The 14585-nt window shown below is 63.5% G+C and carries 11 protein-coding genes, 1 tRNA gene and 1 riboswitch; of the genes, 4 read left to right on the top strand and 8 right to left on the bottom strand.

Going from position 1 to position 14585, the window contains the following annotated elements; genetic code table 11:
- Positions 1–281: 281 nt before the first annotated feature.
- Positions 282–1298: an IS110 family transposase gene (locus tag MU848_RS12240; protein WP_247232466.1), complete on the bottom strand. Its 1017-nt coding sequence runs from the start codon at positions 1296–1298 to the stop codon at positions 282–284.
- A gap of 236 nt (positions 1299–1534) precedes the next feature.
- On the opposite strand from MU848_RS12240, the gene MU848_RS12245 reads away from it, so the two are divergent.
- Genes MU848_RS12245 through MU848_RS12255 form a run of 3 tightly spaced genes read left to right on the top strand, consistent with a single transcriptional unit; the run spans position 1535 to position 3836 of the window.
- Complete coding sequence (locus MU848_RS12245; protein WP_247232468.1) at positions 1535–1771, top strand: DUF3489 domain-containing protein; 237 nt, start codon at positions 1535–1537, stop codon at positions 1769–1771.
- Positions 1771–2202 carry a DUF2924 domain-containing protein gene (locus MU848_RS12250; protein ID WP_247232475.1) on the top strand — a complete coding sequence of 144 codons (432 nt, stop codon included), beginning with the start codon at positions 1771–1773 and terminating at the stop codon, positions 2200–2202. The genes MU848_RS12245 and MU848_RS12250 overlap by 1 nt, the downstream gene beginning before the upstream one ends.
- Positions 2199–3836, top strand: coding sequence for a recombinase family protein (locus MU848_RS12255; protein ID WP_247232477.1), 1638 nt, complete (start codon positions 2199–2201; stop codon positions 3834–3836). The genes MU848_RS12250 and MU848_RS12255 overlap by 4 nt, the downstream gene beginning before the upstream one ends.
- A 201-nt stretch (positions 3837–4037) precedes the next feature.
- Here MU848_RS12255 and MU848_RS12260 read toward each other — a convergent pair.
- Positions 4038–4124, bottom strand: a tRNA-Leu gene (locus MU848_RS12260).
- Between the two features lie 152 nt (positions 4125–4276).
- Between MU848_RS12260 and MU848_RS12265 the strand changes: the two genes are divergently transcribed.
- Positions 4277–4756 carry a hypothetical protein gene (locus tag MU848_RS12265; RefSeq protein ID WP_247232485.1) on the top strand — a complete coding sequence of 160 codons (480 nt, stop codon included), beginning with the start codon at positions 4277–4279 and terminating at the stop codon, positions 4754–4756.
- 87 nt (positions 4757–4843) lie between these two features.
- On the opposite strand, the gene gltB is transcribed toward MU848_RS12265, so the two are convergent.
- From gltB to MU848_RS12295, 6 genes are all read right to left on the bottom strand, one after another.
- Positions 4844–9385, bottom strand: a complete 4542-nt coding sequence (gene gltB / locus MU848_RS12270) for a glutamate synthase large subunit (RefSeq protein ID WP_247232487.1) — start codon at positions 9383–9385, stop codon at positions 4844–4846.
- Positions 9385–10119, bottom strand: a complete 735-nt coding sequence (locus MU848_RS12275; RefSeq protein WP_247232489.1) for a DUF2059 domain-containing protein — start codon at positions 10117–10119, stop codon at positions 9385–9387. Before MU848_RS12275 ends, gltB begins: the two co-directional genes overlap by 1 nt.
- Complete coding sequence (locus MU848_RS12280) at positions 10116–11567, bottom strand: NAD(P)-dependent oxidoreductase (protein WP_247232491.1); 1452 nt, start codon at positions 11565–11567, stop codon at positions 10116–10118. The genes MU848_RS12275 and MU848_RS12280 overlap by 4 nt, the downstream gene beginning before the upstream one ends.
- A gap of 163 nt (positions 11568–11730) precedes the next feature.
- Entirely contained in the window at positions 11731–12537 is an 807-nt protein-coding gene (locus MU848_RS12285) for an undecaprenyl-diphosphate phosphatase (RefSeq protein ID WP_247232493.1), read from the bottom strand.
- A 178-nt stretch (positions 12538–12715) separates the two neighbouring features.
- On the bottom strand, positions 12716–13663 hold the full coding sequence (locus MU848_RS12290) for a complex I NDUFA9 subunit family protein (protein ID WP_247232502.1): 948 nt from the start codon (positions 13661–13663) through the stop codon (positions 12716–12718).
- Positions 13664–13750: 87 nt separating this feature from the next.
- Positions 13751–14329: a TMEM165/GDT1 family protein gene (locus MU848_RS12295; RefSeq protein WP_247232609.1), complete on the bottom strand. Its 579-nt coding sequence runs from the start codon at positions 14327–14329 to the stop codon at positions 13751–13753.
- A gap of 100 nt (positions 14330–14429) precedes the next feature.
- A riboswitch (yybP-ykoY riboswitch) is annotated at positions 14430–14557 on the bottom strand.
- Between the last annotated feature and the right edge of the window lie 28 nt (positions 14558–14585).

Genomic DNA, 14585 nt, shown 5'->3' on the forward strand with positions numbered 1-14585 from the left:
GCTGCCGCCGATCGTCGTAAACGGCAGCTTTTCGCCTTTTCGATCTCCAAAGGGGACTAACCGGAGTGTTGTCTAATTGATTTTCGCATGGTCATTCCTTTTCCCGGTGCCAATGGTTGTCTTCGAGGTCATCGGACGGCGTTTGGTGGCGTTGTATCCGAGCCTTCATGATCGCGGCCGGGCGAATAGGGTGGGTGTCTCTGGGTCAACTCGAGGTCGTCGCCTCTACAGTCCGGGCGAGATCACCCTGGCATGGCTGACCGGGAAGAGGGCCGCTGGCGTCATACCCAGCGGAACTCCGTCTCGTTCAACCATAGCGAATGAAGTAGAACGGCGAGCTTGCGTGCGACCGCGATCCTCGCTCGCTTGTTGCCCCTGGATTCGGCGATCCGCTGCCCCCATTGCTGCAACGCGAATGGTCGCTGCACACGGCACAGCATGATGTTGGCTGCCTCGTAAAGTGATCGGCGCAACATCGGGTCGCCCGCCTTGGAGATGTTGCCGCGCACGTCACGCTCACCGGATTGGCTTCGCCGTGGAGCTAAGCCGGAATAGGCTCCGACATCCTCACTACGGGCGAAGCGACGAGGATCTTCGATGGTAGCCGTGAAGGTCAACGCTGTGATCGGCCCGACACCAGGAACAGTCATGAGCCGGCTACAAACAGGGTCTTCGGTCGCCCGACTTTCCAGCAGTCGGTTGGAAGCACGCAGCTGGTCTTCGATGACCTCGATCGATGCAACGAGAGGTGCAAACAGCAGCTCGAGATCCGGCCGCTGCTGGTACAAGGCATTCAGCCGCTCGCGACGCTTGCCGGGAGTGTGGGTGGCGCCCAGGCGCAGGCCGAACAACTTCAGCAGTCCGCGCAGCTGGTTGCCCATAGCGACCCGCGCAGTGATCAGTTGCGCGCGGATGCGCAGCGCCGCCCGATCGATATGCGTCGCGGATGCCTTCATGTGCACGCGCTTGAACCAGCCCGTGCGCGCCAGCTGCGCCAGTCCTTCAGCGTCATGCACATCGCTCTTGTTCACGCGCGCCGCCAACACGCCGTTGGCGTGGCGGGCGCAGATGCACTCCACCGGGATGCCGCGCTCGACCAGGCCATGATACAAGAATGTCGATAGTGGTCCGGTCTCCAGCACCACGCGGACCAGCCCCGGGCAATGCTTGCCGAGCCACTTTGCAAGTGCCTCGGGATCGCTTGCTCCGACATCCCTCTTCAAAACCGCGCCGTCGGCATCGACCACACAAAGGTGGGTGGTCTTGTCACTCACATCCAAACCAGCAAAGATCGACATCGGTCACCCTCCTGCATTGAAGCGCCAAGGCGACTTCGTACCATCCAGGAGGGTGGCTAAATCAATTACGCGGTGTCCAACGAACCCGACATTCCCCTCGACTTCTGTGACACGCCGAGCATTGGTGTTGTCACTGAATCGCAGCCGCTGTGCGGCTGGAGCCCTGACCGATGGAATCGGCAGGGCCTCGGGTCGTGGAAGCGGCGCAGGGCCGCTCCATGTCAGGAGACCACCCGATGCCCGATACCATCGAAATCAAACCGGCCCCCAAGCAGCACGCCAGCAAGACCGACCTGGTCCTTGAACTGCTCTCACGGGCAGATGGCGCGACGATCGAACAGATCGTGGAAGCAACCGGATGGCTGGCCCACACGACCCGCGCCGCTCTGACCGGCCTTAGGAAGAAGGGGCATGTCATTATCAGCGAGAAAAGGAAGGGTGCGGGCCGCGTGTATCGCGTGGAAGCCGTCTGATGGCGCGCAGGCCCCATATGACCCTTGAACGGCTTGCCGAGCTGCCATTTGAGGTTCTTAAAGTGGAGTGGGCGCGTTGTTATGGCGCGCCCGCTCCCAACATGTCAGTTGATCTGCTACGCATGGGCATCGGCTACAAGCTGCAGGCGCAACGGCTGGGCACGGTCAAACGATCGACCAGGTCGCTGCTACGACAGATTGCGGCAACGCCCAACGAGGACCGCGCAACGAAGCCGATGCCACGCAAGTTGACCGTCGGCACCCGGCTGGTACGCGATTGGCATGGGGTCGGCCACACGGTGATCGTGCTCGACGAAGGCTTTGAATATAACGGGCAACGCTGGAGATCGCTGACTGCGGTGGCCAAGGCGATCACCGGCTCGCATTGGAACGGCAATCGCTTCTTCGGGCTGACGGAGCCCAGGAAGTGAAATTGCTGCGCTGTGCGGTTTACACTCGCAAGTCCACTGAAGATGGGCTGGAGCAGGAATTCAACAGCCTCGATGCTCAGCGTGAAGCTTGCGAAGCATATATCCTGAGCCAACGCCACGAAGGCTGGAATCTCGTTCTAGGTCACTATGACGATGGAGGCTTCTCGGGCGGCAACATGGAGCGCCCAGGTCTCAAGGCATTGCTTGGCGATGTTGACGCCGGGCTGGTTGATGTCATCGTCGTCTACAAGGTCGACCGGCTGACCCGCAGTCTTGCCGACTTCGCCAAGATCGTCGAACGGCTCGATGCGAAGCAGGCCAGTTTCGTATCGGTAACGCAGGCATTCAACACGACTACCAGCATGGGACGGCTGACGCTGAATGTCCTGCTGTCGTTTGCCCAGTTCGAGCGCGAAGTCACCGGGGAACGCATCCGCGACAAGATCGCTGCCTCGAAGAAGAAGGGCCTGTGGATGGGCGGGCCTGTACCGCTCGGCTATGAGGTGGTCGAGCGCAAGCTGATGCCGGTGCCAGAGGAGGCCGAGCGGGTCAGGACGATCATGCGACGCTACCTCGAGACCCGGTCGGTACCGGCTTTGCTTGAGCAGCTTCGAGCGGAAGGCGTCGTCACCAAGGTGCAGCGCCGAGTGAGCGGTCCGCATCGCGGCGGCATCCCGTTCCGGCGGGGCAGCCTGTTCTACCTGCTCAAGAATCCGGTTTACCGGGGTAAGATCGTCCACAAGGACAAAGCCCATGACGGGGAGCACGAGGCGATCGTGGACGAGGATCTATGGGAGCGCGTCCAGATGCAGCTCCGGGAGAAGGCTCCGCCGCGTAAGCGATCCAAGAATGACCGGCAGAACGCGCTGCTGGTTGGTTTGGTCGTCGATCGGCACCAACGGCAGATCGTACCGACCTATACCACCAAGGGAACTCGCCGTTACGCCTATTACGAGACCCGGAAAGACCTTGCCCGCCCTGCAGATCCGCCATCGACCCGGTTTACGCAGGGCCTGCTCGACGGGCATGTTCTGCTTCACCTTGGCATGCTGCTCGGCGATGATCATCGCTTGCGTTGGTTGGCAAACCTCGAACAGGCCGACCTGCTCCGCGCCATGTTCGAGGGAGCCAAACTCCTCGCTACGCGCCTCACGCGGCCAAGCGATGCACAGGCTGCGATCCGATCACTGGTCGCGCTGATCAAGGTGGAGAGCGGCGGTCTTGATCTGACCCTCAAGCCTGCCGCTCTCGGTCTGGCCAATCAGCCATGCTGGCGTTTCAGCATTCCCCTCCCGGCCCGCAAGCCGTTCCGCGAGGCGAAGCTGAGGATCGATGGCGGAAAGCCCGGAAAGCCAGTGAAAGACGACTTGCTCGCACTGCTGGCCGACGGGCACGTCGCTCTGGAGCTTGTCCAATCCAACCCCGAGCTCAGCCTTCACCAGATCGGCAAGCGCGAAGGGCGCTGCCGGACCCATCTCGCCCGCCTGCTGCGCCTCGCGTGGCTCAGTCCGCGGATTGTCGAAGCGATCGTTGAGGGTTCCCAACCCCAGAATTTCAATCGCCAACTCCTCCTCGCGGCGAACCTGCCGATCGAATGGGCTGAGCAGGAGCGGCTGTTCGGCTTCGCTGGCTGATCGCCCAACCATCAAGCAAACCACAGTGAAGCCGGGTTATTCTCGACAGAGAATCCGGCCGTTCTTGTGCCGCCAACCAAGGCCGGAGCCGCGTCTCTGCCTTCAGGCTGGAAAGGATGCGCCGCGAAATGCCGCGGAACCGCGCCGCATTCACGCGGGACGCCCCCGAGGGGGTGAATTTGGTTTGCTTCGAAAACTGTTTGGTGCGGTCGAGAAGACTCGAACTTCCACGGCCTTTCGGCCACAACGACCTCAACGTTGCGCGTCTACCAATTCCGCCACGACCGCACATCTGAAGGGAAACCGGCGGGGCCGGTGCCTTGGTAGGAGGCGGCCCTTAGCAAAGGCTTCAAGGCCATGCAACAACCGATCGTCATGCGCGTTTCTTTTGCCGAAGGATGGTGAAGTCCGTGGGCGAGGGCGGAAAAGGAGAAGGTCGCATGTCCGCTCGATTCTGGTTGTTCAGCCTGGCAAGCGCCGGAGCCGCATTGACGAGCGGACTGGCGCTCGGCCTCTATGCGACGACCCCGCCGCGCGTGGCGTTTACCGACATCGAATCCTCCTATTCCGCATCTCCTGATCCTGTCATTGCGACGGATGGCGGTGATCTGGCCGGGCCCGAGGAAATCGACTGCAAGGGCTGCGGCCCAACCTTGGCGCAGCGGCAGATGACCGCGATGATGGGAAGCTGGAGCGGCTATGACGATCCGGCGGTTCAGCGGTATGAAGCGCAGGATGTACAAACCGATACCGACTGGCAGCCTCTGGCCGACGCGCCGCCCTCACCGGTTCACCGCCTGCCCGCGAATATAGAGCGTTTCGCAAACGGCGATGATGCGCCGCCCCACCCCGCTCAACTGGCGCAAGGCAGCCAGCCGGCATTCGATCGGACGCCCGCAGCAACAGTGACTTCCTATTAGCTGAGCTAAAAAGCAAGGGGCGGGACGAGGCCCTTCGCACCGTCATAGAAAAAGGGGAGGAAGCATTTCGCTTTCCTCCCCTTCCTCTTACTCGGCGGCCACTACCGCGGCAGGCGGATCGCTCAGCGGATGAGCGAGCCGGTGCACCATCTCCTTGGGGCACACTTGCCAGAAATACCGCCGCCAGCGATCCCAATCATCCAGGATCGTGTTCGACCATTTGCTGTCGGTCGTCACCGCATGTTCGGCGATCAACGCCTTGAGCTGCGCTTCCCAATGGGCGCTTTCCAGCCGCTGCCATACAATGCTTTCGGGATTGGCCTGCTGTTCGAAGCTGCCATCCTCGTCCAGGATGAACGCCATGCCGCCGGTCATGCCCGCGCCGAAGTTCGCGCCCGTCTTGCCCAGGATCACCGCCATGCCGCCGGTCATATATTCGCAGCCATTGGCGCCGCAGCCTTCCACCACCACCTGCGCGCCCGAGTTGCGGACGGCGAAGCGCTCACCGGCCTGGCCCGCCGCGAACAGCTTGCCCGCCGTTGCCCCATACAGCACGGTGTTACCGATGATCGTGTTGTCCTTGCTGGTCAGCGGCGAGGACACGGTGGTGCGCACGACGATCGTGCCGCCCGACAGGCCCTTGCCCACATAGTCGTTGGCGTCGCCAAAGACTTCCAGCGTGATGCCCTTGCAAAGGAATGCGCCCAGCGACTGACCGGCCGACCCACGCAGGCGCACGGTCAGATGCCCGTCCGCAAGGGCAGACATGCCGAACCGCTCCGTTACCGCCGCCGACAGCCGCGTGCCCACGGCGCGATGCGTGTTGCGGACCGTATAGGTCAGCTGCATCTTCTCGCCCCGCTCGAACACCGCCTTGGCATCGCGCATCATCTGCGCGTCCAGGCTGTCGGGCACCTCGTTGCGCCATTCCGTCAGGCTGAAGCGCCGCTGATCGTCGGGCGCATCCACCTTGGCAAGGATGGGGTTGAGGTCGAGGTCGTCGAGATGCTCGGCGCCGCGATTGACCTGCTTCAGCAGTTCCGTCCGCCCGATCACCTCGTCCAGGCTGCGATAGCCCAGCCGCGCCAGGATCTCGCGCACTTCCTCGGCGATGAAGGTCATGAGGTTGATGACCTTCTCCGGCGTGCCGGTGAACTTCTGGCGCAGCTTTTCATCCTGCACGCAGACGCCCACGGGGCAGGTGTTGCTGTGGCACTGGCGCACCATGATGCAGCCCATGGCGACCAGGCTCAGCGTGCCGATGCCGAACTCCTCCGCGCCCAGGATCGCAGCGATCACGATGTCGCGGCCGGTCTTGAGACCACCATCGGTCCGCAGCTTGACCCGATGGCGCAGGCCATTGAGCGTCAGCACCTGATTGGCTTCCGACAGGCCCATTTCCCAAGGCGTGCCCGCATATTTGATCGACGTCTGTGGGCTTGCGCCCGTGCCGCCGACATGGCCCGCGATCAGGATGACGTCGGCATGCGCTTTCGCCACGCCCGCCGCCACTGTGCCGATACCAGCCTGGCTCACCAGCTTGACGCAGACCCGCGCGCGCGGGTTGATCATCTTGCAGTCGTAGATGAGCTGCGCCAGATCCTCGATCGAATAGATGTCATGGTGCGGCGGCGGCGAGATCAGCGTCACGCCGGGCGTCGAATGGCGCAGCCTGGCGATGAACTCGGTCACCTTGAAACCGGGCAGCTGGCCGCCTTCGCCGGGCTTGGCGCCCTGCGCGACCTTGATCTCGATTTCCTCGGCGCTGCCTAGATATTCGGCATGCACGCCAAAGCGGCCGCTAGCGATCTGCTTGATCACGCTGTTGGCATTGTCGCCATTCTCATAGGGCTTGAAGCGGTTCGCATCCTCCCCGCCTTCGCCCGACACGGCCTTCGCACCGATGCGGTTCATCGCGATCGCCAGAGTCTCATGCGCCTCAGGGCTGAGCGCACCCAGCGACATGCCCGGCGTCACGAAGCGCTTGCGGATTTCCGTTGTCGCCTCGACCTCGTCGATCGGCACAGCCTCCCGCGCGAAGTTGAACTCCAGCAGGTCGCGCAGATAGACCGGCGGCAGATCCCGCACACCGCGCGAGAATTGCAGATAGGTCGAATAGCTGTCCGTTCCCACCGCCGTCTGCAACAGATGCATCAGCTGCGCGGAATAGGCGTGGCTCTCCCCGCCATTGCGCTGGCGGTAGAAGCCGCCGACCGGCAGGCGCACGGCCGCGCTGTCATAGGCCGCTTCATGGCGCAGCACCGCATTATGGTGCAGCGACGCATAGCCTTCGCCGGAAATCTTCGCGGGCATGCCGGGGAACAGGTCGTTCACCAGCGCGCGCGACAGACCCACCGCTTCGAAATTATAGCCGCCGCGATAGCTGCTGATGACCGCGATGCCCATCTTGGACATGATCTTCAGCAGACCTTCGTTGATGGCCGTGCGGAACCGTTCGAAACACTGCTCAAGCGCCAGATCTCCGAACAGGCCGCGCGCATGGCGATCCGCGATGCTCGCTTCGGCCAGATAGGCGTTCACCGTGGTCGCGCCGACGCCGATCAGCACCGCGAAATAATGGGTGTCGAGCGCTTCGGCGCAGCGGACGTTGATCGACGCGTAGCTGCGCAGGCCCTTGCGGACGAGGTGCGTGTGCACCGCCGCCGCCGCCAGCACGCCAGCGATGGCGACCCGGTCGGCGTTGATATGCTCGTCGGTCAGGAAGATTTCCGTGCGGCCTTCACGCACCGCCTGCTCGGCTTCCTCGCGGATGCGGGCGATGGCGGCGCGCAGCTGCTCCTGCCCGCCTTCCGCCGGGAAGGTGCAGTCGATTTCCGCAACCGCCGGGCCGAAATGGGCCTTCAGCCGCGCCCATTCGGACGAAATCAGCACCGGCGATTCCAGCACCAGCACATGGCTGTTCTGCGCTTCCTGCTCCAATATGTTGTGCAGGTTGGAAAAGCGCGTGCGCAGGCTCATCACATGCCGTTCGCGCAGCGAGTCGATCGGCGGGTTGGTGACCTGGCTGAAATTCTGGCGGAAGAAGTGACTGACGGTACGCGGCTTATCGGAAATGACCGCCAGCGGCGTGTCGTCGCCCATCGATCCGACGGCTTCCTTGGCGTCCTCGACCATTGGGGCGAGGATCAGCTCCATATCCTCCAGCGACAGATTGGCGGCCACCTGGCGGCGCGTCAGTTCCGCCTTGTCCCATGCGGGCAGGGCGCTGTCAGCCTGGGGCAGATCACCGACCTTCATGAAGTCCTTGATCAGCTCGGCATAGGGCCGCTCACCCGCGATCTGGTCCTTGATCGCGCGGTCGTCGTAGATTTCGCCTTCCTGCAGGTCCACCGCGATCATCTGGCCGGGGCCCATGCGGCCCTTCTTCACAATGGTGGTTTCGGGCACCACGACCATGCCGGTTTCCGAACCCACGATCAGCAGATTGTCGCCGGTCAGCGTGTAGCGCAGCGGACGCAGCGCGTTGCGGTCTACGCCCGCCACGACCCAGCGACCATCGGTCATCGCCAGCGCGGCCGGACCGTCCCACGGCTCCATGACGGAGGCGAGATATTCATACATGTCGACATGGCTCTGCGGCGTTTCGCCAGCGGCGGCCTGCCAAGCTTCGGGCACCAGCATCAGCTTTGCCGTCGGCGCGTCACGGCCCGACCGGCAGATCGCCTCGAACACGGCGTCAAGCGCAGCGGTATCCGAAGCGCCCGCCGGGATCACCGGCTTGATGTCCTCGCTATGATCACCGAAGGCCAGCGAGGCCATCTTGATCTCGTGGCTCTTCATCCAATTCTTGTTGCCGCGAATGGTGTTGATCTCACCATTATGCGCGAGCGTGCGGAACGGCTGGGCCAGCCACCATTGCGGGAAGGTGTTGGTCGAATAGCGCTGATGGAAGATCGCCACCCGGCTCTCGAACCGCTCGTCCTGCAAGTCGGGATAGAAGACCGACAGCGATTCGGCGAGGAACAGCCCCTTGTAGATGATCGACCGGCAGCTCAGCGAGCAGATGTAGAAATCCTGGATCTGCGCGGCGATCACCTTCTTCTCGATCCGGCGGCGGATGAGGTAGAGGTCCTTTTCGAACTCGGTCTGGTCGCGCTCTTCAGGCATCGGCCCGGCGATCATGATCTGCTCGATTTCCGGACGGGTGCGCTGCGCCTTCTCGCCGATGACCGACACGTCGACGGGCACCTGGCGCCAGCCATAGATGGTGTAGCCCGCGTCGATGATCTCGCTCTCGACGATCGTGCGGCAGGTCTCCTGCGCGCTCAGATCCGTACGCGGCAGGAAGATCATGCCGACGGCGAGGCGGTTGGGCAGGGGCTTGTGGCCCGAATCGGCAATCGCATCGTCAAAGAAGCGCACCGGCAGGTCGACATGGATGCCCGCGCCGTCGCCAGTCTTGCCATCCGCATCGACAGCGCCACGGTGCCACACGGCCTTCAGTGCATCGATCGCCGAAGCGACGACGCGGCGGCTCGGACGACCATCCGTCGCGGCGACAAGGCCGACGCCGCAGGCATCGCCTTCCATCTCCGGATGATACATGCCCTCGGCGGCAAGGCGCGCGCGCTCTTCGGGGCTCGCCATATAGGGGGTCTGATCGCTCATCACTTCGTTCCTTCGTCACTCGTGGCGGCGCCGTCCTTCAGGTCGCTCGCCTTGACACCCAACAGCTTCGCCAACTTGCCGCGTTCCTCTTGCGACAGGTCGGCGATCTTGCGCGGCGGCGGCAGGCTTTTTGTCGCCGCCTCCGCCTTGGCTGCCATTTCCGGCATCTTCTTCATCATTTCGGGCATCAATGCCTGCATTTCGCCCATGATCTCCGGATCCATGAACATCATCATGGACTCGCGGGCATACAGGTCCCCGGTCGACGTCTTGAAGAACGCTGATAATTCGCCAAGCTGCTTGCCGTCGAACTTGCGCGCATAGGCGCGGGTCAGCGCGTCGCGCACCTTGGGCTCGAAGCTGTCCATCATGTCGACCATGGACCCCATCATCGCATCCATGCCCAGCTTCGTACGCTGGCGGAAATTGGGATCGATGATCGCGCTGATCTGCTCCATCGAGGATTCCTCAAGCGCCGCCAGCTTCTCTTCCGGCACACCGCCAATGCGGGCGAACTGAGCGATCGGCATCTTCATCATGCCGTCCATCATGCTGTCCATCATCTTGGACATGGTGCCGTCCATCATCCGGCGATAGGTGCCGACCGGGAAGATCTTGTCCACGACCGGGCGCGCAGCCGCCACCCGCGCGGCGTCAGGCGCGCCCTGCGCAAGGGCGGCCGGCGCGGCCAGCAGCGCCACCCCGATCAGGGAAAAGCGGAAAGCCCGCCTCACGCCGCTTGCCTTTCCCCGGCGGCCGCCTTCGCCTTGGCTCGCAGATAGCGGTGCATATGCTCGGTCACGTCGCGGCCATCGCGGATCGCCCATACGACCAGCGAAGCACCACGCACGATGTCGCCCGCAGCGAACACGCCGTCCATCGACGTCATCATCGTCTTGTGATCGACGCGCAGCGTGCCCCAACGCGTGACCGACAGGTCATCCGCGCCGAACAGCTTTGGCAGCTCTTCGGGGTCATAGCCCAGCGCCTTGATGACCATGTCGGCTTCGAGCGTATATTCCGTGCCCGGATCGGCTTCCGGCGCGCGGCGGCCGGACGCGTCGGGCTGGCCCAGGCGCATCTTCGTCACCTTGACGCCGGTCACATGTTCCGTGCCTTCGAACGCGATCGGCGCGGAGAGCCAGACGAACTCGACGCCTTCCTCCTCCGCATTCTGCACCTCGCGCTGCGAACCGGGCATATTGTCCCGGTCGCGGCGATAAAGGCACTTCACCGACGTCGCACCCTGGCGGATGGCGGTGCGGACGCAATCCATCGCCGTGTCGCCGCCGCCGATGACTACGACCTTCTTGCCATTGGCGTGCAGCGTGCCGTCCTCATGCTCGGGCACTGCATCGCCAAAGCCCGCCTTGTTGGACGCGGTGAGAAAGTCGAGCGCCTTTATCACGCCCTTGGCTCCGACGCCCGGCGCCTTGATGTCGCGCGGCTTGTAGACGCCGGTCGCGATCAGGATGGCGTCATGGCGGCTGCGCAGTTCCTCCATCGACGCATCGCGGCCGACTTCGAAGCCCTCATGGAAGATAATGCCGCCATCCTTCAGCCGCTGGACACGGCGCATGACGACGTCCTTCTCCAGCTTGAAACCGGGGATGCCGTAGGTCAGCAGCCCGCCCGCGCGGTCATGCCGGTCGTAAACATGCACGTCATAGCCAGCGGCGCGCAGATATTCGGCAGTAGTCAGGCCCGCTGGACCGGCGCCGATCACGCCGACCGACTGGCCGAGCGGCTGGCCGGGCACCAGCGGCTCTACCCAGCCTTCCTTCCAAGCCGTGTCGGTGATGAACTTTTCGACCGACCCGATCGTGACCGCGCCATGACCGGAAAATTCGATGACGCAATTGCCTTCGCACAGGCGGTCCTGCGGGCAGATGCGGCCACAAATCTCCGGCATCGTGCTGGTCAGGTTGGAAAGTTCATAGGCTTCGCGCAACCGTCCCTCGGCCGTCAGGCGCAACCAGTCGGGGATGTGGTTGTGCAGCGGACAGTGGGTCGCGCAATAGGGCACGCCGCATTGCGAGCAGCGCGACGCCTGTTCTTCCGCCTTCTCCAGCAGGAAGCTGCGGCTGATTTCCATGAAGTCGTCGGCGCGATCATCCGCCGAACGCTTCTCGGGATAGGCTTGGCCCGTTCCCACGAATTTCAGCATTGGATTGTCAGCCATGATGAGTCCCTAAAATGAATTCAGGGCGCACATAGCAGAAAAACCGGCGGAGTCACGTGGATTCTGCGATATAGGACAGCCTTAATTACCTAAAATAGCGGCGTTTGCAGCACGCCCTATCAGTCACAAGTGCAGATCACGCCATCATTGGTCCACATCGGCCCTATCGCATCGCCAGCCACAGCAGTGCTGCCGTTCCAGCGATGATCCTGTACCAGGCGAAAGGCACAAAGCCTTGGCGCGAGACAAGGCCGACAAACCAACGGATTACCAGCAGCGCGACGATGAAGGAGACGACGAAGCCCAGGGCGATGCTGCTCCAGCCAACCGTGGCAGAAGTGATGTCGCTTCCCTTTTTAAACAGTTCCAATGTCGACGCGCCCAACATGGTCGGGACCGCCAGGAAAAAGCTGAACTCCGCTGCCGTCCGCCGCTCCACCCCAAGCGACAAGGCGCCCATGATCGTCGCGCCCGACCGGCTGACGCCCGGAATCATGGAAATGCACTGGATAAGGCCGATGCCCACGACCCGAGCCAGCGGGATATCGGCAATGCCGTGGAAGCGATTGTCCTTCGCCATCCGTTCGATCAACAATATCGCGACACCGCCGATGATCAGCGCCCAGGCGACGACTTGCGGCGCGCCCAGCAGCACCTCGATATAATCATGCATCGCCAGCCCGATCACGACGGACGGCAGGAACGCGACCAGCAGATTGCGCAGGAACCGCCAGCTCGTCGGCTCCTTGCGGAACAACCCCATCGCAACGGCGCAGAATGTCCGCCAGTAAAGCACCACCACCGCCAGGATCGCGCCCAGCTGAATGATGACGTTGAACATCGCCCATGTCGCGGCGTCATAGCCCAGCAACTCGCTGGCCAGGATCAGGTGCCCGGTGGACGATACCGGCAGGAACTCGGTCAATCCCTCGACAATGCCAAGCAGGATGACCGTCAGATAATGGTCCATGGGCGGCTCTGGTCCTTGAACTGATAGGGGAAATCGGCCCGGAAGAGGGCGGAGGGATGGTCCCGCCTATTGTGCAGATGCGCCGCGCTGGCGCAATGCGGGCGCGACGCTCACCGCCGCGCCATCCCGTCAGCCCATCGACAGTTTGCCTCGCGGCGATGAATGCACCCTTTTGATTTCAGGCCTTCACGCGTCCTGCAAAGCGCCCGTGGCGGCGATAGCGGACCAGCCAGCTGTCGGCGATGGCTTCCATCGGTGTCGGCGACACGCCCAGCTCCGCCAGTCCCGGCGCGCCCGGCGACACGACATTGTCCCGCTGCAACATCGCATATTGATCGCGCGTGATCGGCGCGCCCGGCAGCCAGCCCAGGCTTGCGATCGCCGACGCGATCGAGGGCGGCACCGCCACCAGGCTGCGATCCCGGCCGATCGCCTTGCCGATCCAGCGGTTGAGTTCCATCATGCTGATCTGGCGCGGGCCGCCCAGCTCGAACGTCTGGCCGCCATGCCGGTCCGGGTCGGCCGCCGCGTTCGCGATCGCCTGTGCGACGTCGGCGACATAGACGGGCTGGAACTTCGTGTCCGCACCGATCACCGGCACTACAGGCAGTCGGCTGATCAACTCGGCAAAGCGGTTGAGGAACTGATCTTCCGGGCCGAAGATGATGGACGGGCGAATGATGGTCGCGTTCGGGAACGCCGCTTTGACCGCCGCCTCGCCCGCGGCCTTGGACCGGCCATATTCGGACTGGCTCTGCGCGTCGGCACCGATCGCGGACACATGGACCAGGGCGCGGGCTCCGGCATCCGCCGCAGCCTTCGCGACATTGGCCGCGCCGTCATGATGCGATCCTTCCAGATCGCCGCTCAGGACGCCCACCAGATTGATGACGATGTCGCTGCCCGCGACCGCCCGTGCAACGCTTTGCGCATTGCGGATGTCGGCTGCCACGAACTGCTTCTGGCCAAGAGCGCCCAGCGGCTGCACGCGCAGCGCCCCCGCCAGATCGCGCTGCGCGATGCGGACGCGCGCGCCTCGCTCCATCAGGGCCTGGGCGACCTGCCGGCCAAGGAAGCCGCCGCCGCCGAACACCGTAACCAGACTGTCCTTCATCACGCGTTCCATGCCTGTCCTGCTTGGGGGAAGAGTCAGCTCCCCTTGCAACAGCCGCCGCCTGCTGACAACAGCCGGGCGGCCGCCGATGTTCCTTTTTTAGCCGATCCACCCCTGCAGGCCCGCGATCATCCACAGGCCAAGGACGAAGAACAGCAGCGCCGCGCCGATCTGCAAGGCGCGCATCGGCACCTTCTGCGCCAGGGCCTCGCCGAACAGGACGGCCGGGACGTTGGCGATCATCATGCCCAGCGTCGTGCCCGCCGTCACCGCCAGGACATCGTCGAACCTTGCGCCCAGCGCCACCGTCGCGACCTGCGTCTTGTCGCCCATCTCGACGAGGAAGAAGGCGACCAGCGTCGTCACGAACACGCCCGCCTTCGACGGCGCCTTCAGCGGCTCATCCTCATCGATCTTGTCGGGGATCAGCGTCCATGCCGCCATCGCGATAAAGCTCGTCGCCACGGCATAACGGAACCAGGGCTGCGTCAGCACCCCCGCGATCGAATGGCCGACCAGCGCCGCCAGGAAATGATTGGCCATGGTAGCGAACAATATGCCCATGATGATCGGCACCGGCTTTCGAAAGCGGGTGGCGAGCAGCATGGCCAGCAATTGCGTCTTGTCGCCCATCTCGGCAAGCGCGACCAGGGCAGTGGAGGTGAAGAGAGCGTCCATCATGTGCATATCCGGGGCCGGGCGAAGGGTTGAAGACGCAATGCCACCGCCTCCTCCCGCCCGGCCGGACAGGGAAGAGCCGATGCCATTGGTCTCGCCCGATACGGCCGCGCAGGCTTTCGCCCCGACGTTCCGCATCCCACATGCCACGGCCTCTCGGCCAAATATGTTGACAGGCGGTCCGTTCGACCGAGGCGAACGGCTGGCTACTCCCCAGATGACGGGGTGCACTTAGGGGAGATTGGTGGCGGATGCA

It is taken from the genome of Sphingobium agri (assembly GCF_023051225.1).
Lineage (GTDB): Bacteria > Pseudomonadota > Alphaproteobacteria > Sphingomonadales > Sphingomonadaceae > Sphingobium > Sphingobium agri.